The following is a 19,488-nucleotide window of genomic DNA, read 5'->3' as shown; positions in this document are numbered from 1 at the left end:
GTCGAACATCTTACCAAGCATTCACCCAGCGAAAGCATTGTACGTCTTGCAGAAACTGCGTCCCTATGTGGTAGCGGTTTTCTTGTGCTGCGTCGCAGTAGCGCTTTTCTATATCAATGAAGATCTTACCGTTTCTATAAAGTGAGACAAAACTTTCATTATTGTTCACCGCCAACAATGCCTTAATTTCTGTGCGTGTTAGCCCTTGTGGGTAGTGGTTAACCAGCAAATTTAAGAACTCGCCGATGCGTCCTTCTACTCGCGCGACCTCCTTTTCCAAAATGGTGACCTTTTCTTCCGTTGTCAGCTTTTTTAGGTTGGTATCGTCCATGTGCCCTCTCCTAATTTTACCTTTGTCTCTTGACGTTTTTATGTCTGTGTTCGCGTTGGCTAATCTAAGCCTTTGAGTAATGTGAAATTCCGGTGCTCACTGCTCGGTGTCGGTATTCGCCGATTTGGATTGAATTAGGGCCTTGATACGCGCTTCAAACGGGTTGGTGGTGCTTTTGGCTTTGTAGTCCGCTAGGGCCTGAGAGACCGGTGTTGGTTGTTGCTGCTTATTTTCAACTTGGTCGCTTTGGAGAGAACGCGCATGGTGGAGATCAGCTGTCGGTTTATTGGTGCCTGTTGGTTTAGCCGCTCTTTTTTGTTTAACCGTGTGGGCTTGCTTAGGGCCTTTGGTTTGCTGAAGGGCAGGCGTTAAACCTCGCTTGATCTTCGCTTGGGCACTTCTTCTTAGCCAACCATTCACAAAGTGGCCGATGTGTTCAAAGGGTTTGCGCTTGTCGGGGTTGATGTATAACCAAGCTTGCATGGCATGCAGTTCTTGCAGCACATCTAACTTCGGGTAGGTGCGTTTTAATATTTCGTAGAACTCATGATAAATCGGGGCGCAGCCCTCTTCGGTGAGCAGATCAATCACGGCTTCTTTTTTGGCTTTAGGTATGGAGGTCGCATGCTCTTCAGAGCTGTTGGGGGTATCCATAATATCAGCGTCGTCTACCATGCCGCTTTTCAAGCTGATACCTGTTTTATGTTCTTTATGAAAGATTATGTGTGCCGGGCGATCACTCTCCGTGTTGGATCGTGAGTCACCCTGGTGGGTGTCTGAATGGTCACTTTGTGGAAGGCTTGGGTTGAGTTCCGGTTGATCGCTCTCGGCTTTATCGGAGCCCGATCGGTCTAAATCGCTCTGTTCAATATGACAACCGCTGGGTAGGCGTAATTGATACAAATTGCTGCGCTGACGGCTTTTTTATCAAACCGCTTTATCCGCTTCACAAACCCTTGTTTTTCTAGCTCGTTAAGGTGCCGCTTCACGGTTCTTACCGATACTTCACAATATTGTGCTAGGTAATTTAAGGATGGAAAACAGACGCCACGCGCGTCGGCATTGTCGGCCAATTTTAATAACACCAACTTGCTTATCGGCGAGCCGGTTTTTAATGGGATGAAAGAGAGAATGAGGGAAACACACATGAATAACGCTCCTTGTTAATGGGTCTATCTACTTAAATCGTTCTCGCTATAAAAGCGGATAGACATGCATAACCATTGATGAAAAAGGCATTAACAACACTTTTTGGGGCTTTGGGGGCGAAGGTGACGCGAGATAAAAAGTAACAAAAAGTGTTTTTCCTATGTGTTCTCACTGATATGCAACAAGAACATGACTTAAGATGATAACCTTCGAAGCACCTCTCACTTTTCTGCGCTCTTCCTTTTTCGCGTTATTGCCACCAACCCCAATCAAAAGTCTTGAAGTACATTGCCCTCCCCATACAGCAATAAGGTGCTTAATGAAGGCGATAGTTTCTCTTTTTATTTCAGCGTACCAGCCGGGCATGGCGAGCATCGAGTGTCGTCCTTATTCCCTCAATCGGTCTTACCTGCCGCTACTTGTTAGTCAGAGCGACGGGTGCCGTGATAGCAATGGATTAATGGCTGATGGTTCGATAAGTGATGAATCGGTTTGTTTTGAAGAGGAGCGTTTTGAAGATCCCAGCTATGAAGACATGTGTTGGATGATCAGCCGAGCGCGGCGAAGCCAGCCTCTGGGTTATTGCGTGATGTATTTACGTTATGTCAGTCACCACGCCGGTTATGCAAAAACCGTAGCCGCGAGTTTGCGACAACACATCGCATTACACCCTGATTTAAAAGAATCGTTATCAACGTTTTTAGTCACCTGGTTACAACAACAAGAGGATTTATTTTGTCAAACACTCCACCAGCAACTGATCGAGTTCCACACCAGCCGTTAGCCGCGTCTGTTTTGCAAGAGCAAGATGATTCGCAAAAGTCGCCCTATTCAGAAGAGCCGACTGGTTCGCAAGAGCAGGCTCATTCCGAAAAACAAGCGGGCGAGGTGGAGTTCATCCCTTCGTTAGATCCTTGTTTGCCTTCAGCCTCCTATTCTTTCAGCCTGGTTTCGGTGTTACTCCGCTTACCTCATTGCCCGCCCTACTCTTTTATTACTGTGCATTGCAGCGCCACACCGTCGGAGCAAGATGTTCACGTCGCCGATATTCGCCGATGGCATAAAAAGAGAGGCTGGCGCGATGTGGGGTATCACTTTGTGATTCGTCGCAATGGGGATGTCGAACTGGGTAGGCCGCTGTCGCAAACCGGCGCGCATGTGAAAGGACACAACAAGGGCAATATTGGCGTTTGCATGGTCGGTGGTTGTAATTCCGAACTGCAACCAGAAGATAACTTCACGCTTGCACAGCGTAAGGCACTGTTTGGTTTGGTGGCGGCCTTGCAAGAGCAGTTCTTGATTTCAGATGAGAATGTGAAGGGGCATAAAGATTGGGGGGTAAATAAGGCGTGTCCGGTGGTGAGGCTAAGAGCTGATTAGAGATGCGAAAAGCAGGAAGTGCGGATGCGAGTGACGGGTAGCGAGATGCGAAGAGCGGAAAAGCCGAGATGAAGAGCGAAAGGGTAATACAGCCAAAGCCAATCCACGAACCAAGGAGCAGCATGACATTGTTCGGGCGAATATTTGGGAGCCAGTCTTCCATTAACAAAGGGTTAGATGCACTCACCAACACAGGAGATGCGATGTTTTTTACTGATGAAGAAAAAGCGAAGCACAAACTGGCACTGCTTAAAGCCTATGAGCCTTTTAAGTTAGTGCAGCGCTACATTGTGTTGTTGTTCACCATTCCTTATGTGGCACTGCATGTGATGGTGATTTTGGGTTGTATGCACGGCTACGATTGGAAACCGTTGGGGGAAATGACCAATGAAGCCTTTGGCTATCCGGTATTAGCGGCGATTGGTTTGTATTTAACAGGGGGCGTGGTTAAGAAATAGAAAAGCAGATGCGGGTGACGAGTAAACAGGATTCGAAGCGCTGAAAGAGCAGATGCGGGTAGCGAGTAAACGGGATACGAAGCGCGGTGCTTTTTGTATCTCGCCACTCGCATCTCGTTACTGCTCTTTATTTTTTGTCGCTCGTTTACTCATCACTTCTCACATTCATGCTCATCTTGGTTAAAAACACGCAAGCGAAAACATGAAGCTCGCTCTAATTAAATGAAACTAATATGCTGTATTAAATGATCTTTTTTGTTAATGACAATCTCTATCACAGAAATTAATTTTGAAGCACATACAATGCGTGCACTTTCGAATGATGATCAAGATTGTTCGTTCGAGCATTTATTGTACGTTTTAAACCCAATTTTTATGAGGTTTCTATGTTTGGAATATTCAAACCTATGGCGCATATCGATCGCTTATCAGCCGATAAGGTTGATGGCACCTATGCGCGATTACGCTGGCAGCTTTTTCTCGGCATCTTCGTTGGTTACGCGGGTTACTATTTAGTCCGCAAAAACTTTAGTTTGGCGATGCCCTATCTTATTGAGCAGGGGTTCAGCCGAGGAGAGCTAGGGGTAGCGTTGGCGGCCGTCTCTATCGCTTACGGTTTATCAAAATTTTTAATGGGCAGCGTGTCTGATCGCTCCAACCCTCGTTATTTCCTCAGTGGTGGCTTGTTAATGTCGGCGCTGGTGATGTTCTGCTTTGGCTTTATGCCATGGGCAACCGGCAGCATTACCGCGATGTTTATCCTGCTGTTTTTGAATGGTTGGTTTCAAGGTATGGGCTGGCCAGCTTGTGGGCGAACGATGGTTCACTGGTGGTCACGCAAAGAACGTGGCGAGATAGTGTCGGTATGGAATGTCGCTCATAACGTTGGCGGCGGATTGATTGGTCCAATGTTTTTATTGGGGCTTTGGGCTTTCAACGATGACTGGCGCACCGCTTTTTATGTTCCTGCATTTTTTGCCACTCTCGTCGCTGTTTTTGTTTGGTTTACGGTAAGAGATACCCCTCAATCTTGTGGCCTACCACCGATTGAAGAACACAAAAACGATTACCCAGACGACTACAATACGTCCCATGAGACAGAAATGACGGCGAAGGAAATTTTCTTTAAGTATGTCTTCTCTAATAAGTTGTTGTGGTCTATCGCGATCGCAAATGCGTTTGTTTACCTTATCCGTTATGGTGTACTCGATTGGGCGCCGGTTTACTTAAAAGAAGCGAAAGACTTCTCGGTGGATAAATCGTCTTGGGCTTATTTCTTGTATGAGTGGGCTGGTATTCCGGGCACCTTATTATGTGGTTGGATTTCAGATAAGCTGTTTAAGGGCCGCCGTGCACCAGCTGGGATTCTCTTTATGGTTTTGGTCACCGTCGCCGTATTGGTGTACTGGCTAAACCCAGCCGGTAACCCAACGGTTGATATGCTGGCACTGATTGCGATTGGTTTCCTTATTTACGGCCCTGTGATGCTGATCGGTTTGTATGCGCTTGAACTGGCACCGAAAAAAGCCGCGGGTACGGCGGCAGGCCTCACCGGGCTATTTGGTTACTTAGGTGGTGCGGTTGCTGCCAATGCGGTACTTGGCTTTATGGTGGATCACTACGGCTGGGATGGTGGTTTCATTATTTTGGTCGGTGCTTGTGTCGCTTCAATCATTTGTCTGCTTTACGCCTTCTTGGGTGAGCGTGCACACCACAAACAAAAAGATATCGAACGAGAGAAAGAAGCGTTAGCTTAATTGAAAGTTAACTGAATAAATCAATACACCACAGAGGCAGGCGAACCCTGCCTCTGTGCTATCAAGGGAAAGCATAATGAAAACAACGTCACTGTCTCTGACTTTTTTAGCACTCAGCTTATCGGCCAATGCGTTCGCCGATCCTTTAGTGATTGCGCATCGCGGCGCATCCGGCTATTTACCCGAGCACACTCTGCCCGCTAAATCGCTCGCCTATGCCATGAAACCCGACTATATAGAACAAGATGTCGTGATGACCAAAGACGACCAATTGGTGGTATTGCATGATCACTACTTAGATAGAGTCACCAATGTCGCAGAGCGTTTTCCAACACGAGCACGTGCTGATGGCCGCTACTATGCGATTGATTTTACGCTGGCCGAGATCAAATCACTCACTGTGACCGAAGGCTTCAATATTGATAAGCAAGGGAATAAAGTCGCCGGTTTTCCTGAACGCTTCCCAATGTGGCAGTCTGATTTTCGCGTCGCGACTTTTGCTGAAGAGATTGAGCTAATCCAAGGCTTGAATAAAACATTAGGTTATGACGTGGGTATCTACCCTGAGATTAAAGCACCTTGGTTCCACCGCCATGAAGGGAAAGATATTTCAAAAGCGGTACTGATGACTTTGAAGCAATATGGTTACCTATCAAAAGACGACAAGGTGTATCTACAGAGTTTTGATACCAATGAACTGCAACGCATTAACAATGAACTCATGCCAGCCATGCAGATGGATCTGAAACTCGTGCAGTTGATGGCCTACACAGACTGGAATGAAACCATGACTTATCAAGGCGACAAAGCGACGCCGTACAATTATGATTGGATGTTCGAAGACGAAGGTATGGAGAAGGTTGCGAGCTACGCAGACGGGATTGGTCCTTGGAAACCAATGCTGGTTGATGATGCATCCACCAAAAGCAATATTATGATTAAGCCGTTGATGAAGTCGGCTAAAGACGCCGGATTAGACGTGCACCCTTATACTTTCCGCGCTGATCCGGGAAGAATTCCGACTTATGCGGACAACTTTGATGGCATGCTGGATGTTTTTTACAATCAAGTAAAAGTCGATGGTTTGTTTACCGATTTTCCAGACAAAGCGGTCGATTTCCTTAACCGTTAAGCCGTTAAGAAAGCAAACAGAAAACAAGCATAAAAAAGTAAGAACGAAAAACTAAGAGTGAGAACGAGATACGAAGAGTGAGAACGAGATACGAAGAGTGGAAAAGCAGAGGTAAAGCGCTCAATTCCAGAGACTTCGTTTCTCACTTCTCACTTCTCGCTTCTCAATAACAGAATGGCGGAATGGCAGAACGGCGGAGTAACGGGGTGTGGTGACACACCCCGTCTCTGATGTTATTTTTTATCGCTCGAATAAGCGTAGTTATAGTAACCGTAGCCGTAAGAACTAGACGCCGTCTTCTCGATGGCGTTAAAGATAACGCCTTTCACTTCAATACCCGATTGTTCGAAGCGGTTACGAGCAACATCAATCTCTTTAACGGTGTTCTGAGCATAACGCGCCACCATTAATGTGGTACCCGCAAAGGCACCAACAATACTTGGGTCGGTGACCGCGAGTACAGGTGGAGTATCGACAATCACCAAGTCATACTCCTTAGATGCCCATTCCATCAACTCTGCAAAGCGTGGGTGCATTAACAATTCAGATGGGTTAGGTGGCACTTGGCCGCGCGTAAGAATATCGAGATTCTCTACCGGTGTTGCTTTGATTGATTGAGCAAAGTCTTGCTTGCTGCTTAATACATCCGAAAGACCATTATCCCACTTCACACCAAAGCTTTGTTGTAAGTAACCTTTACGCATATCGGCATCAATCAGCAGCACCTTTTGACCCGTTTTCGCAGCAACCGCAGCAAAGTTGGTTGAGATAAACGACTTACCAATGCCGGGCGCTGGGCCAGAAATCATCAGTATGTTATTTTTCGCTTCCAGCATCGCAAAGTGCAAACTGGTTCTTAGGCCACGCAGTGCTTCAACGGAAAGATCCGCAGGGTTCGATTCAGCAAGCAGGGCTTGAGTCCCTTTCGTTTGCTTTTTCTTCGATTTAAAACGGTTGGTTAGCTCAACTTGTAAATCAGATTTAGGTACGGCCGCGTACACAGGTAAACCAATTTCTTCAATTTGGTCAGGGCTTTCAACACCACGGTGAAAGGCCGCTTTTACTAACACAAACGCCACACTTAACATGCCACCAAGAAGCGTCGCTAACACCACAATCAGTGGTTTCTTCGGTTTTACCGCACGAGAATACGCTTGGGCATCATCTAAGATACGAACGTTACCCACTGTGCCGGCTTTAATAATGCTCAGCTCTTGAACTTTATTAAGTAGCTGGATGTAGATCTGTTGGTTCACTTCAACATCACGTGTCATACGCAGTACTTCACGTTGTGTTTTTGGTAGTTTTTGTACCTGCTTGTTGAGGCGTTCTTTTTCACCTAATAACGTTTTACGCTTATCAAGCAGCGATTTATAAGCCGGGTGATCTTTAGTGAAGCGTTGGCTGATTTCACTCTCTTTAAACGTCAACTCATTCAATTGCGCTTCAAGCTCGACCATTACTTTCAAGGTTGACTGTGCTTCTAAACCTAAATCGATCGAATCATTGGCTTGGCGATAATTGTTTAGTACGTCTTCATAGCCGGTCAATTCAGATTTAATACCCGGAAGGTGGCTTTCTAAGAAAGCGAGGCTTTTCTCTGCTTCCGCGGAATTACGCTTAACGTTTTGTAAGAAATAGATCTGGCTAATATGGTTGAGTATTTCAGAGATCTTCTGCTTGTCTTCACCTTCAAAACTCAGCTTCAAAATACCAGTTTGCTTGCCTTGCTCAGAGAGAGACAGCGAAGATTTTAACCATTCGATGGCTTCTAATCGGCTACGTTTACCAATAGCAAACTCAAAGCCGTTACTTGATTCAAAGTCCGCCACAAACAAGCTGTAGCCATCAGCCGTTGCTGGCTCACCGATTTTACCGGTTAAGATAACGCGCTCATCATCACGCACCAGTTGATAAGTGCCTTGTTCGGCATCAACAACCTGAATCGTGTGAGCATAAGCACTTGCATAACTTGGCAAGGTAAAACGGCTCACCGCAATGTGGTTAATGTCGCCAGTTAAACGTGCGAAGCCTTTGCCGACAATGGGTGCATAAATAGGTGAAGTCACGGTGGTTAAATTAAATTTATCGACCGTTTCGCCCAAGATCATACGCGATTTAATGATCTCAACTTCCGTCGTGGCAGAGGATTCCTGAGAGAACAATTCGCCCATGTCACCGACCATCGATGAGATACCGCCAGAACTCTTCTCTTCAATTTGAATAAGAGCATCTGCTTTGTAGATCGGGGTTGAAAGTAGGGCAAATGCGATACCAAACACAGCAAAAGCAAATGTGGTAACCATGATTAACCATTTAGCGTCCAACAGAATGCCAAGCAGTTTCCCTAAATCTATCTCATCAGAATTATTAGTATGTGCTTGCTGAGATGGTTGTGTTGTCATCAGATTGCTACTTCCTAAACTAGTACTTTAAGAGAATGTAAATACGGTTTACGTACCCTTTTCTCTTATGTGATTCTATTAATGGCGATGTTTAAGCTAACTCGATTTCTTTTAGCTTTAATTACAGCTTTTTCGCCCAAGCGTGTGCCGCTTCGTCAATAAGCTTATAAGCATGTTCAAATGCTTCACGGCTTTGACGGTGCGGATCGGGAATGTCTTGTTGACCAATCCACTGACCAAACAGCATGGTTTTGCCTCTTGCCTCTGGTGAAATTTGAGTCAGCGCCTCCAAATGGCCCTTCTCCATCACCAAGATCAAATCATACTGAGCACAAAGCTGCGGCGTGACTTGTTGAGACTGATGATTTTCAACATCGATACCATGTTCAGCGGCAATTAAAATTGCGGTGTCGTCTGCTGGCTTACCGATTAAACGACTTTTTTCGGCTGCAATGCCCGCAGAGGCGATGTTTTTGTTGGGAAGCAATTGTTGAAGAACGCGTTCTCCCGTCGGTGAACGACAAATATTGCCTACGCACACCACTAAAATTTTATCAAACATAACTGACTTCTAACTATAATGAGCTTATTAAGCTGAATACTCTTGCAAGCCGAATGTGCTTACAAACCGAATGAGCTTACAAACTAAAGGCATTTACAAACTAAAGGCACTTGTACTTTCAGCATCATTGACGTTTAAACATAAAAAATCAGGTTACACACTCAATGTAACCTGATGATTAGTCAGGGCTTTTTACTAACCAGGGCATACTACCAATTACGAATGCGCAACATACCTTCGGTTAGGTCGTTGAAGCCCGAAATGGTTGGTACAAGCTGACCAATCACACGGTTCCAACGGCTGATTGGCGCGGCGGTGACATAAACAATATCGTAAGGTTTTAAATCAAACTCGGTGCCTATGACCAGTGCCGATGCATCTTCCATATTCAGTTGGTAGATATCCGCCATGCGTTCTGATTTGTCATCCGAGGTTCGAATCACAAATACACCAGTGGCATCGGCGGTCAGTTGGTTGATCCCACCGACGGTGCTAAGGGCTTCCGTTAGGCTCATGCCGACACGGTCAATCTTCAACAGTTGAGGATCATTCACTTCGCCCATCACGAATACTTTTTGATTGTCATTACGCGGCACGTGAACAATATCACCCGCTTGCAGTAAGCGGTTTTGTGTTAAATCACCACGTTGCATTAAACCATAAAGCGAGAGGCTTTCTTCTACGCCATTACGCGTTAATGACACATTACGCCAGTCGGCATGTTCAGATAAACCGCCAGAACGGTTCACTGCATCCAGTAAGGTCAACGGGATATTGGTGATGGCTTGTTGGCCAGGCTTTTCTATCTCGCCTGTGACATACGCTTTTTTAGAGCGAAACGCCGCCACGTTAACATCGACTTGTGGGCTCTCGATATACTTGGCTAAACGAGCAGCAATATCAGCACGAACTTCGCGCACGGTTTTGCCGACAACTTCAACCGTCCCAATGTACGGGTAGAAGATGGTGCCATCGGCATGAACCCAGTTGCCCGCTTCCGTACTGCTACGGTAAGAACCAGCAGGAATGGTCAGTTCAGGGTGATCCCAAATAGTGATGTTTAAGATATCACCGACCCCTACTTGATATTCATACTTTGCAATATCAACATCTAATGTCGGGTTGGCCTGGGAAACCGATAACGATTCATTTCGGTAACTCGATACTGACTGAGCCGTCAATGGGTAAAGGTTAACCACATCAGAGATATCAGATTCTTGCTGTTCCTCTGAAGGCTGAATCACATTCTTGTTGCCAGTAGAAAGGTGAGTTCCTGGAGTCGTACACCCTGCCAATAATGCAGGAAGGAGCGCTAGAAGGAGACGATTTTTATTAATCTTCATGTTAACCAAGTCATAGAAACGGAATGTGTTTTGACGCCCCTAAGGACATCCAAAGAATAGAAGGCAAATGATTTTATCAGTTACACAGCAATGAATCGGAGAGATGCGAAGAATTAACACGATCTTACTCCCATTTATAGTCATACCAATCGTAGTAAATAACTGCTCACTCTAGCTTGTTAAAATACTCGATAACTTCGTTAGAATTTTTGATTGTAGAATAACTACTATCGAAAAATTCTGCCTTGTTCTCAAGCATTTTTCCGGCGCTATTTTTGATCACTTACTTACTGTGATTGGTATCAGAAATGAGAACGCTACCGCCCTTTGATATTTCGCGACATCACACTGCGTCATCTATTTACCCAAGGCATTTCAATTTGCCACCAAGGGATTTCAATTTGTTACCAAAGCATTCAAACCTGCCCACCAAGGCATTTAAAATGGAATGAAATTGCCAATTTAAACATAAAAAAAAGAGCAGGTACAAACGCTCAGTTTAATTCGTAAGCATTATCCACAATCTGTGCTTAATATCAACCTAGTTGAATGGTTTAGCGCTAGGAAGAGCAGATGAGGAACACCAGTAAACGAGCGACGAGTAAGCGAAAAAAAAGCCAAAGAACGAACACTTTTTGTGCCCGCTCTTCGCTTCTTATTTTACTCAAACTTATTTAACGGCTTCTAAATATTTTAGATAAGCATTACGCAAGCGTTGTCGGTTTTCTTGGTAATAGCTCGCACCGATTCGGTTACGGTTGAAATACTGCCTTTCAATATTGTGTTGTAACCCAGTATCGACACCTAAGCCTTCACCCAATTGGTTGTGGCTCTCCCCCACTCGAGTTTGAAACGAAAAAACAAATTGATCGATACCACGCAACTGAACATAGCCAGGGTTCATATCACGCCATGGCGTTAAAGGGATCGCGATAGAAAGAGTGACAAACTCTTCGGCTTCATTATTCCCTACCGCTTTTGTGGTCTGGTATGAAGCATCAACCCTAACATCTCCCAACCAATGACTGCTGGTTACTCGAACCCCTTCGTCACCTTTCCAAAATTGGCCAGCTTGCACTTTCCCTTGCCAATTCCAATCAGGTCTTGCGTAGGTGTAGTGGCCAATGATTGGCGTCGCATCTGCGATAGCGTCTCCTTTCGCATCCAATTTATCTTGAGCAGAAAAGTTGGCGTATTCAGAACCAAGAATATGTCGCCCGCTATTGCTGGCATACTGAGTTTCGTTCAAGAAGCCCAAGAAGTTGCCGTACACTTGGCCGAATGAGAATTGAGTAGTGAGGTTATAAGGCAACTGAAATGCTTGATGAAAAAGAACCCTATCGACTTCATTTTCAAAGGCATCATCGGCCCAGATTCTGCCTTCTTCAAAGTCATCACTGTCCGCCAATGGCATTAAGTGTCTCACATCCAACGCGGCGCCTTTCCACAGGGGAGTATAAAGGTTCGTTGAGAGCGCTAATGAGTAATCAAATACACCGTATTCTGTCGCTGTATTGTGATACAAAGCAGGAGAAACGATAACTTGTGTGCGCCCAAAACCGGAACGAGCGACCTCTTTATCAAACTTCGCCTTGGCGTATCTCTTTTTCACATCTGAGGTGCGAACAATCAGGTTTCTGCAAGGCTCGCCCGTTTTCACAAATTCTCGATAACATGGGGCACTGGTAATCACTTCCATCATTGGAATGTCATTAACCAAATTAAACAGGCGAATATTCTGCTGCTGATAATTTTTAACCCCAAGGTCTTGAAGCATGCCTTCTCCCACGTAGGAAGAGATGATCCCCAAAGCCACGCCAACCCCATCAACTTGGTTACGATTGTAACGTCTGTTTTCCAGAGCGACATTTATACCAAGATCATCCGCAGAAATTCTCACATTAAGAAAGCCTTCATCAACTAGGGCTTTCTTAAGTTGCACAACACCAGAAAATTCATGGTGCGCTTGCTCTATTGAGATCTTGTCTTCCAAAGTTAACTCATTAACTCGGCGAGATTCAGAGAAGCCCATTAACGGAGCAGATGCCGCCACAGACCAAATATCGATATCGGCAGTGCCACTGGTGTAAAACTGGTATTGAAAAGAGAGTTGCGTATCGAGCGGCAAGTAGTTTTCTGGTGTAAACACCTTTAAACCAGCGTTAAATTGAGCAGAGTCGTGCTCAGCAATCAACTGAACAAAATCCAATGGCTGGTACTCTAAACTGGCGAAAGGCCCATTCAACACGCCATGGCTAATATCCGACTTACCGAAACCCGCACTAAACCGAGCGGGCACAAAGTCAGGCACATAGTCAGCGACCGCATAATAAGTTTTAAAATTATTTGCCGCCCCACCTAAATCTTGAGCGCCGAAGGCAACATCGAACCCCGTCCAATCTTTAATAAAAGGGAGTTGGTATTTAAAGGAAGCCGATAAATCACGAATGCCGTTACCACAGTTAGGATCGTAGCTCGGTACATTCGGGTAAAGGTGACAATCATAAGTTTTGGTGACAATTCTACCCGCTGCCTCCAACCCATCGAATAAGCCAACGCTAAACAATATGTTGTCTAAGTCGCTGGTTTTCCCTCGGTATGGCACACCTTGGCCATAGAGGTAAGAGATATCTCCAGTGTCCATTACCTGAGCATTGGGAACGATAATCGCACCGGTATAACTTTGAGACGACATCAGGTTATCGACAGCATAAACATGAGAAGAAATGGCTAATGCGCTAATAGATGCCACGAGAGATACGTTTTTAGAATGACTGAGTATTTTCATTAGGATGCAATAGGTTATAACCGTATTTGACAGTGACTATATTGGATAGTAACTGTATTTAATAATGACAGCGTTTGATAATGACAGCGTGTAAAAAAGGCACCGAGTGGTGCCTTTTATCATTGGTGCTTAAATTAGCCGCCAGTACCACCGCCGTTACCGCCACCGCCAGTACCAGTACCAGTAGCGCCAGTAGAACCTTCATCTGGTTCAGGAACAGGCTCAGCTTCTTGTTCTGCTACAGGTGGAATTGTTACATCCGCATCAGGGTTAGTAACAACACCTTGAATGAACGTTGGGTTTTCAGTTAGATCCAAGTAAATTTTATTGCCCGCGTCTGTTTTCGGGTAATCCTTGTACTTTTCAACAACTTTTTTCGCAATAGCCTTCGTAGCACCAGCTAGCTTATCCGCTGATACATCAGAACTAACCACTAGCACGTCTGACAACACAGCGTTAGTCGCTAATACTCGGCTCGCTGCTTTTGCTGGCAACTTAGAGATGACTTCTTCAGTACGAAGTAGGAAATCAGTAATATCTGTGATATCACCATTATTGATCAAGTCATCCAAACCAAGATCAGCCATAATTTCGCTACCTGCTGATGGAGTGTATGGTGCACCATCCAACTTTTTCTCAAGTAATGTAGAGATAGGAGAAGCCGTAGCAGTCTTGCCTAGAGCCGCTAGCCCTTTAGGGAACTTGTAGCTCACCTTACTCATGTCTTTGCCATTAGATACATCCTTTGCGCCCGGTGTTGCTTGAAATTCAAACGCACAAGTTTGAGGTGAATTGAGAACGGTAAGCTCGGTCACTTCAGAAACACCACTGTAGTTTGTTGCTGCAAGTGTACCCGTTGTGCCATCATCACAGCTGAACGACCCTTTCATGCCCATGACTGCAGGGTCATACGCCATAACGCTATATGCTTCAGTCGAAGGAACACTGTTTCCATTATCGCTGCCACAACCCGCTAGAAGTGCACCAACGACTGATAACGCTAAAATTTTATATTTCACAATTGATCCCTACAAATAATTAAAAGTAATGAGACAAAGCAACATTAAATGAATCGATACTTACACCACCAACATCTTGGTATATTTGGTATTCTAGGCCAATTTTCATTGCTGATGTCATGGAGTATTCAGTACCAAAAGCAATGGTTGGAGCAACGCCTGAATCATCAGACTCAACACCCTTACCATTTGCATTCCAATCATAAACAGCAAAGCCGCCTTTGGCATACACTGCCAAACTATCGTTTACATTACCTGAGGCTTTTAGCACGACATCAAAACTGCTCGCGTCGTAGCTGCCACCGGCAATGTCTTTAAGATCATATTCACCAAGGTAGCTGTAACCACCTTCTATGGCTAATGAATCGACAATCTGATAACCGACAAACAAACCGTAAGAGGTGTCTGAATCATCAATAGCCGTTCTGCTTTCTACTAAAGGGGAAAACTTATCGGCAGAGACACTACCAACTTTAGCGCCTACGTATAAATTGTCAGCTCCCATTGCTGTTGCTGATAGCAACAACAAAGGTGAAGCTTTAACTAACCACTGCATTTTCATATAATTATATCTTCCATATTTCAAACTGAATTGATGCCGATTTTCCTAGCAAATCTGCGTGGTAGTCTAATCAGTTCTTGTACAACGACCCAAAAAATCAGGCAGCCATACGTACTTTCCGACCCCAAACAACTGACGTATTTAAGCAACATCGGTGATATCACCACTCAATGTTGCACTCTTCATTAGCGCTAGGTTTGTCTATGTTTAATTGAGCTTAAAGAACTTAAGAGTCACTTGCTTAGTACACCATAAGCCAATCACAAGTACTCCTTTTTGCTCTCAACTCCGAGAGTGGAACTCTTAGATCACAGACGTCAGAAGAAAGCCTCTTTGACTGCGATAGCCAAACCACCTGCTTAGGCCTTCCTTAACTACCTACCTACCTACTGACTTGCTGATAGGTTTTGCAAAAAGGAATAACTCAGCTTAAACAACTGATTGAACACATGATAGATAATAACAACTATCAAGTAAATGTATAATTAATAAACGGACTACAGTGATTTAAAAAAATCAATCTGACATTCAAATGCATTAAGGGGAAGTAAACCCACTCTGTCAATTTTAGGTTTCGATATTTGGTTAGCGTTACGATAACCATTCGTAGTGCAGCCTTGGCTCGAGGGGTAGTATGTGAGGAGAGTAAAAGATGGCTAGTGGATAAACACTAGCCAGTAATAAAAGTTAATATTCTTTTCTAAATGCGAATCGTATTAACACAATTGCTGCACCGAGCAATCCACCAAATAATGTAAAAATAATAACAATCAGTGCACGTTTAGGTTTATCTCGAGAAATTGGTTGGTCAACATTTTCTAAGAAACGAAATGTTTGAAACTCAACACTACGGTCAATTTCAAGATTATTAAGCATGTCCAATTTTGCATTTATTTGTAGTAAGCGAGGTTCGATAACACTCAAGTTTTTTACTGACTCTAGCGCTTTGACTTTCGCTTCTAACCCTTTTGAACCTAGCTCTATACCAAATAGCTCATTTTCATTACCTGCTGGGATAGGTTTATCGACACCGGCCGCGTGAGCGATGCCCAAAGCATATTTAGTTCGCTCTGTTTCAACCGACAATTGATTTTTTGCTTGGGTTTCTAGAATCCTTTTTTGTTGAATCAACTCATTTCGCTTACCGCTCACCATAGCCTTCAAGTTGTTAAACGCGTCTTGATGAATTTGAGACTCCGTAAAAGCGATGTAAGCGGTGAGTAAATCAAAACTGCCTTGTTTTGTTGTGGTTTGAAAGCGAACAAAATAGGGTGAATTACGATTTTCTATGTTTTCCATAGACGCGGTAATCCTTTTAAACCAATCCGAGTACAATATACGTTCTGCAATTTCCGTCATATCAGAACCATCAGCAGAAAGGCCCCCTTTAAACGTCTGAAAAAATGAGCTGTTATCTAAAAATACTCGTTTATTATTCGCTGAATTAAAAGTGTTAATAAAACGCTGAAAGAGAACTTTAGAGTCCCCCAGGCTATCAAGCTCTTTACTGACTAAAACAGTACCATCTTCCTGATAAACATTGAAAACAGGTTGAAATTGTCTGACTTGTTGCTGATATGCAGCTATATTTTGAGGCTGAGCTTTTGTGATCTTAGCACTTGAAGACCACCACTCTTGAGCGAATAATGCAAAACAGATACTAGCAATAGTGAATAAAGCTGTAACCAATATAACGACTAGCTTACCGTCCCACAATGCCTTAAAAAGCTCTCGAAAATCAAGCTCATTGTGGTCTGTATACGTCATTGAACTTTTGGTGGTAAACGGTTGTGATTGGATCTGAGGTTTCACTGTAAATCTCTCAAAACATCTAAAATTAATAACAAAAAATACTATCACATCCTATACTTTTAGTATTGTCTGAGTTGTAAACTTTATGAACGTGCTCTTCTGAACCTTAACATTGATTAGAGACTCCCATATACATCTAACAGAATGACAACGAGACGTTAAAGAAAGGACATAAAGTAAGAAGTTCAGGTCTAACAAACTCCAGACATTTCTCTTTATACAAGTAACCATTACTCGCTTAGTTACATATTCAATAAAGTGCCTTTAAACAAGGTAAACTTAAATTTTCTAATTATTTACACGAAGAGATCACGGAGACCATTGGCCCCTCTTTTATATTGAGCTCAAATACACTAAAATTCACATTAACATCCATTATTAGGCTTAGTCGTGCTCATTTCATTTCTTGACCTCTCTTTTCTGTTTTTCTTTTCTCTCGCGACTATTTTTCTAATGCGTAAGGTTGCTAAGAAAGTCGGTTTAGTTGATAAACCTAATATACGCAAGCTTCATCAAGGAGCAGTTCCATTAGTTGGTGGTATCTCCATTTGTATATCCACCCTTTACTTTTTACTCAACAACCCAAACGTTTTACCAAACACTGAACTTTATGCTGTATGCATCTTACTTCTTGTTGGCGTAGGGGCATTAGATGACAAATTTGACTTAAGTTTCAAGTTACGCTTTGTCATTCAAGCCGCACTCTCTGTTGCAATGATGGTCATCGGCGGTATTGAGCTTAATACCATCGGGGATATATTCGGTTCTGGAGAAGTTGTCACTCTAGGTTGGTTTGGCTATTTAGTCACAGTACTTGCGGTTGTGGGAGCTATAAATGCTTTTAATATGGTTGATGGTATAGATGGGCTTTTAGGTGGGTTATCTGTAGTCACTTTCGGTGGCTTAGGGATTATGTTGAATTATGACGGGCAATATAATCTGGCTTATATTTGTTTAGTGCTCGTTATAATAATCATCCCTTATATTCTTCTAAACTTAGGTGCTTTTGGCCGAAAAAGGAAGGTTTTCATGGGGGACGCAGGAAGTATGCTTATAGGCTTTACTGTTATTTGGCTGTTGTTACTATCAAGCCAAAATGGTACAAGACCTCCTTTGCGTCCAGTAACCGCTCTATGGCTAATTGCGATACCATTGATGGATATGGCAGCAATAATGATCCGTCGTGTACGACGAGGTGACTCACCATTTAAACCTGACCGCGAGCACTTGCATCATATCTTCCAACGTTTAGGGTTTAGTTCCACACAAACTTTAATCGTAATTTGTAGTATTGCTATACTATTCGCAGGCATCGGTATTTATGCCGAAATGGTAGGAATTCCCGAATATGTCATGCTTTACACATTTCTCACTTGCTTTATCGTGTATTTGATTCTTTTAAGTAATGTTTGGAAAATAACAGCTTACTTTAGGAAGGAATCAAATAAGCCCTCAACAGATAAAGATCACGACAAGTAAATTAGACTTTATTGGCTACCGTTGTAACAAGTATCAAGAGTTCGACACACTTAAAGGTAGGTTTAAGACACTTAAATTTGGCTGATACCAATATTATAACAATTGGTATCAGCACCAAATAACTAATTATACGCTCTGGCTAACAGGCCTCTACCCTCATACTTATACCAACTAGCGCTATAAGGCACAAATACACTCTCTCCAGGCTTTAGATTCAAAGACATATCACCCGACCATATTTTCACTTCACCATCAATACAAAATAAGATTTCTGCACTCCGAGCGTACTGCTCTTTTACTATAGGTTCCACATTTAGGATATCAAACGCAAAATCATCCACAGGTACCGGAAAGTTTAGGCGCCCTTCTATCGAGATGGGCGTGAGCTTTAATTGTTCAGGTCGAATAGATTCAAAGCGAGTATTAGCAATAAGCTCTTGAACATCAATATGTTTAGGCGTTAAGCCTGCACGGAGAACATTATCGGAACTTGCCATAATTTCAAGTGCAGTGCCTTTTACATACGCATGAGGTGTTTCTGAATGAAGAAACATTGCCTCGCCGGGTTCGAGTTCGACAACATTTAAAATCAATGGTGCTAATATACCAATATCACCCTCATAATACTCTACAAAGCTTTTACTGTAAGTGAGAGCCTGTTGAAGCCTATCGGACATGTGTGAACGGTCGAAAACGCCTTGGAGTTCATTAAGTATCGCCAGCTTTTTCTTTCCCGAAAATGTCATTAATGCAGTAAAAAAGCGCTGTAGCCCATCAGAGTTGGGCATTTTCTTTAGCGAAGATAGTTCATACTCAAGAGCAGGGAGACCTAGTTCATCGAACAGTGCAATTATATGCTTAATCGGCCTAAACCCATTCATCGCTTTGTAATGTGTTAACGCGTACACCAATTCAGGCTTATGGTTGGGATCTTTGTAATTTCGATTAATAGCATCAAGTGCAATTTCTTGCGCGCTTTCTCGTTCAAAGCCACGTTCTGAATTAGATTTATTAGGGTGAACTTGGATCGAGAGTGGGGTATGGGCAGCAAGCACTTTAAACAAAAAAGGCAGCTGGCCATATCGTTGAGCAGTATAAGTTCCCAAAATGTCATTGGCATCTTGGTGAATATAGTCCGTAAGTAAAACACCAAGTTGTTCAAGCATAGAACATCCGCGCGGGTGTGCGCCCATCCAGAGTTCTGCCTGCGGTTTGTTGTCTATATTCTCAAACCCAAATAGATCAAACATAGAAGTCTGACTACCCCAAGCATAATTTTGAATATGATTCTTGAGCTTAAAAATTGCCATT

At 43.5% G+C, this 19,488-nt stretch carries 15 protein-coding genes and 1 pseudogene; 6 read left to right on the top strand and 10 right to left on the bottom strand.

The window, feature by feature from the left end; genetic code table 11:
- Positions 1-10: 10 nt before the first annotated feature.
- Both OCU50_RS00960 and OCU50_RS00955 read right to left on the bottom strand, forming a co-directional pair.
- Complete coding sequence (locus OCU50_RS00960; RefSeq protein ID WP_060466989.1) at positions 11-331, bottom strand: hypothetical protein; 321 nt, start codon at positions 329-331, stop codon at positions 11-13.
- A 96-nt stretch (positions 332-427) separates the two neighbouring features.
- A pseudogene (locus OCU50_RS00955) lies at positions 428-1,479 on the bottom strand (helix-turn-helix domain-containing protein).
- A gap of 320 nt (positions 1,480-1,799) precedes the next feature.
- Between OCU50_RS00955 and OCU50_RS00950 the strand changes: the two are divergent.
- The 5 genes from OCU50_RS00950 (at position 1,800) to glpQ (ending at position 6,207) form a co-directional block, all read left to right on the top strand.
- Positions 1,800-2,264, top strand: coding sequence for a hypothetical protein (locus OCU50_RS00950; protein WP_060466988.1), 465 nt, complete (start codon positions 1,800-1,802; stop codon positions 2,262-2,264).
- Complete coding sequence (locus OCU50_RS00945; protein ID WP_370736481.1) at positions 2,216-2,860, top strand: N-acetylmuramoyl-L-alanine amidase; 645 nt, start codon at positions 2,216-2,218, stop codon at positions 2,858-2,860. The genes OCU50_RS00950 and OCU50_RS00945 overlap by 49 nt, the downstream gene beginning before the upstream one ends.
- A gap of 122 nt (positions 2,861-2,982) precedes the next feature.
- On the top strand, positions 2,983-3,318 hold the full coding sequence (locus OCU50_RS00940) for a hypothetical protein (RefSeq protein WP_016784030.1): 336 nt from the start codon (positions 2,983-2,985) through the stop codon (positions 3,316-3,318).
- 386 nt (positions 3,319-3,704) lie between these two features.
- Entirely contained in the window at positions 3,705-5,075 is a 1,371-nt protein-coding gene (glpT, locus tag OCU50_RS00935; protein ID WP_060466986.1) for a glycerol-3-phosphate transporter, read from the top strand.
- 76 nt (positions 5,076-5,151) lie between these two features.
- Positions 5,152-6,207 (top strand): glycerophosphodiester phosphodiesterase, encoded by a 1,056-nt coding sequence (gene glpQ, locus OCU50_RS00930; protein WP_060466985.1) that lies wholly within the window; start codon positions 5,152-5,154, stop codon positions 6,205-6,207.
- Positions 6,208-6,440: 233 nt separating this feature from the next.
- On the opposite strand, the gene OCU50_RS00925 is transcribed toward glpQ, so the two are convergent.
- From OCU50_RS00925 to OCU50_RS00895, 7 genes are all read right to left on the bottom strand, one after another.
- Positions 6,441-8,612, bottom strand: coding sequence for a polysaccharide biosynthesis tyrosine autokinase (locus OCU50_RS00925; RefSeq protein WP_060466984.1), 2,172 nt, complete (start codon positions 8,610-8,612; stop codon positions 6,441-6,443).
- A gap of 121 nt (positions 8,613-8,733) precedes the next feature.
- On the bottom strand, positions 8,734-9,174 hold the full coding sequence (locus OCU50_RS00920) for a low molecular weight protein-tyrosine-phosphatase (RefSeq protein WP_046223464.1): 441 nt from the start codon (positions 9,172-9,174) through the stop codon (positions 8,734-8,736).
- Between the two features lie 209 nt (positions 9,175-9,383).
- Positions 9,384-10,517 (bottom strand): polysaccharide export protein, encoded by a 1,134-nt coding sequence (locus tag OCU50_RS00915; RefSeq protein ID WP_060466983.1) that lies wholly within the window; start codon positions 10,515-10,517, stop codon positions 9,384-9,386.
- A gap of 670 nt (positions 10,518-11,187) precedes the next feature.
- Positions 11,188-13,269, bottom strand: a complete 2,082-nt coding sequence (locus OCU50_RS00910; protein WP_231574689.1) for a YjbH domain-containing protein — start codon at positions 13,267-13,269, stop codon at positions 11,188-11,190.
- A 170-nt stretch (positions 13,270-13,439) separates the two neighbouring features.
- Positions 13,440-14,324, bottom strand: a complete 885-nt coding sequence (locus OCU50_RS00905) for a hypothetical protein (RefSeq protein WP_060466982.1) — start codon at positions 14,322-14,324, stop codon at positions 13,440-13,442.
- A gap of 19 nt (positions 14,325-14,343) precedes the next feature.
- Positions 14,344-14,886, bottom strand: a complete 543-nt coding sequence (locus OCU50_RS00900) for an outer membrane beta-barrel protein (protein ID WP_046223460.1) — start codon at positions 14,884-14,886, stop codon at positions 14,344-14,346.
- Between the two features lie 687 nt (positions 14,887-15,573).
- The gene (locus OCU50_RS00895) at positions 15,574-16,698 is read right to left on the bottom strand and encodes an LPS O-antigen chain length determinant protein WzzB (protein ID WP_060466981.1); all 1,125 of its coding nucleotides are present in this window, start codon (positions 16,696-16,698) and stop codon (positions 15,574-15,576) included.
- Positions 16,699-17,088: 390 nt separating this feature from the next.
- Between OCU50_RS00895 and wecA the strand changes: the two genes are divergently transcribed.
- Positions 17,089-18,177: a UDP-N-acetylglucosamine--undecaprenyl-phosphate N-acetylglucosaminephosphotransferase gene (gene wecA / locus OCU50_RS00890; protein ID WP_060466980.1), complete on the top strand. Its 1,089-nt coding sequence runs from the start codon at positions 17,089-17,091 to the stop codon at positions 18,175-18,177.
- Between the two features lie 122 nt (positions 18,178-18,299).
- Here the strand turns inward: wecA and manA are convergent, their stop codons facing one another.
- On the bottom strand, positions 18,300-19,487 hold the full coding sequence (gene manA / locus OCU50_RS00885; protein ID WP_060466979.1) for a mannose-6-phosphate isomerase, class I: 1,188 nt from the start codon (positions 19,485-19,487) through the stop codon (positions 18,300-18,302).
- Position 19,488: the final 1 nt, after the last annotated feature.

This window comes from Vibrio toranzoniae, assembly GCF_024347655.1.
Taxonomy (GTDB): Bacteria; Pseudomonadota; Gammaproteobacteria; order Enterobacterales; family Vibrionaceae; genus Vibrio; species Vibrio toranzoniae.
Note: the sequence above shows the minus strand (reverse complement) of the source record. Positions and strands in the feature narration are given on the sequence as shown.

Coding starts and splice junctions, on each gene's coding strand:
- OCU50_RS00960 (WP_060466989.1), bottom strand. CDS start 331: ATGGACGATACCAACCTAAAAAAGCTGACAACGGAAGAAAAGGTCACC.
- OCU50_RS00950 (WP_060466988.1), top strand. CDS start 1,800: ATGAAGGCGATAGTTTCTCTTTTTATTTCAGCGTACCAGCCGGGCATG.
- OCU50_RS00940 (WP_016784030.1), top strand. CDS start 2,983: ATGACATTGTTCGGGCGAATATTTGGGAGCCAGTCTTCCATTAACAAA.
- glpT (WP_060466986.1), top strand. CDS start 3,705: ATGTTTGGAATATTCAAACCTATGGCGCATATCGATCGCTTATCAGCC.
- glpQ (WP_060466985.1), top strand. CDS start 5,152: ATGAAAACAACGTCACTGTCTCTGACTTTTTTAGCACTCAGCTTATCG.
- OCU50_RS00925 (WP_060466984.1), bottom strand. CDS start 8,612: ATGACAACACAACCATCTCAGCAAGCACATACTAATAATTCTGATGAG.
- OCU50_RS00920 (WP_046223464.1), bottom strand. CDS start 9,174: ATGTTTGATAAAATTTTAGTGGTGTGCGTAGGCAATATTTGTCGTTCA.
- OCU50_RS00915 (WP_060466983.1), bottom strand. CDS start 10,517: ATGAAGATTAATAAAAATCGTCTCCTTCTAGCGCTCCTTCCTGCATTA.
- OCU50_RS00900 (WP_046223460.1), bottom strand. CDS start 14,886: ATGAAAATGCAGTGGTTAGTTAAAGCTTCACCTTTGTTGTTGCTATCA.
- manA (WP_060466979.1), bottom strand. CDS start 19,487: ATGGCAATTTTTAAGCTCAAGAATCATATTCAAAATTATGCTTGGGGT.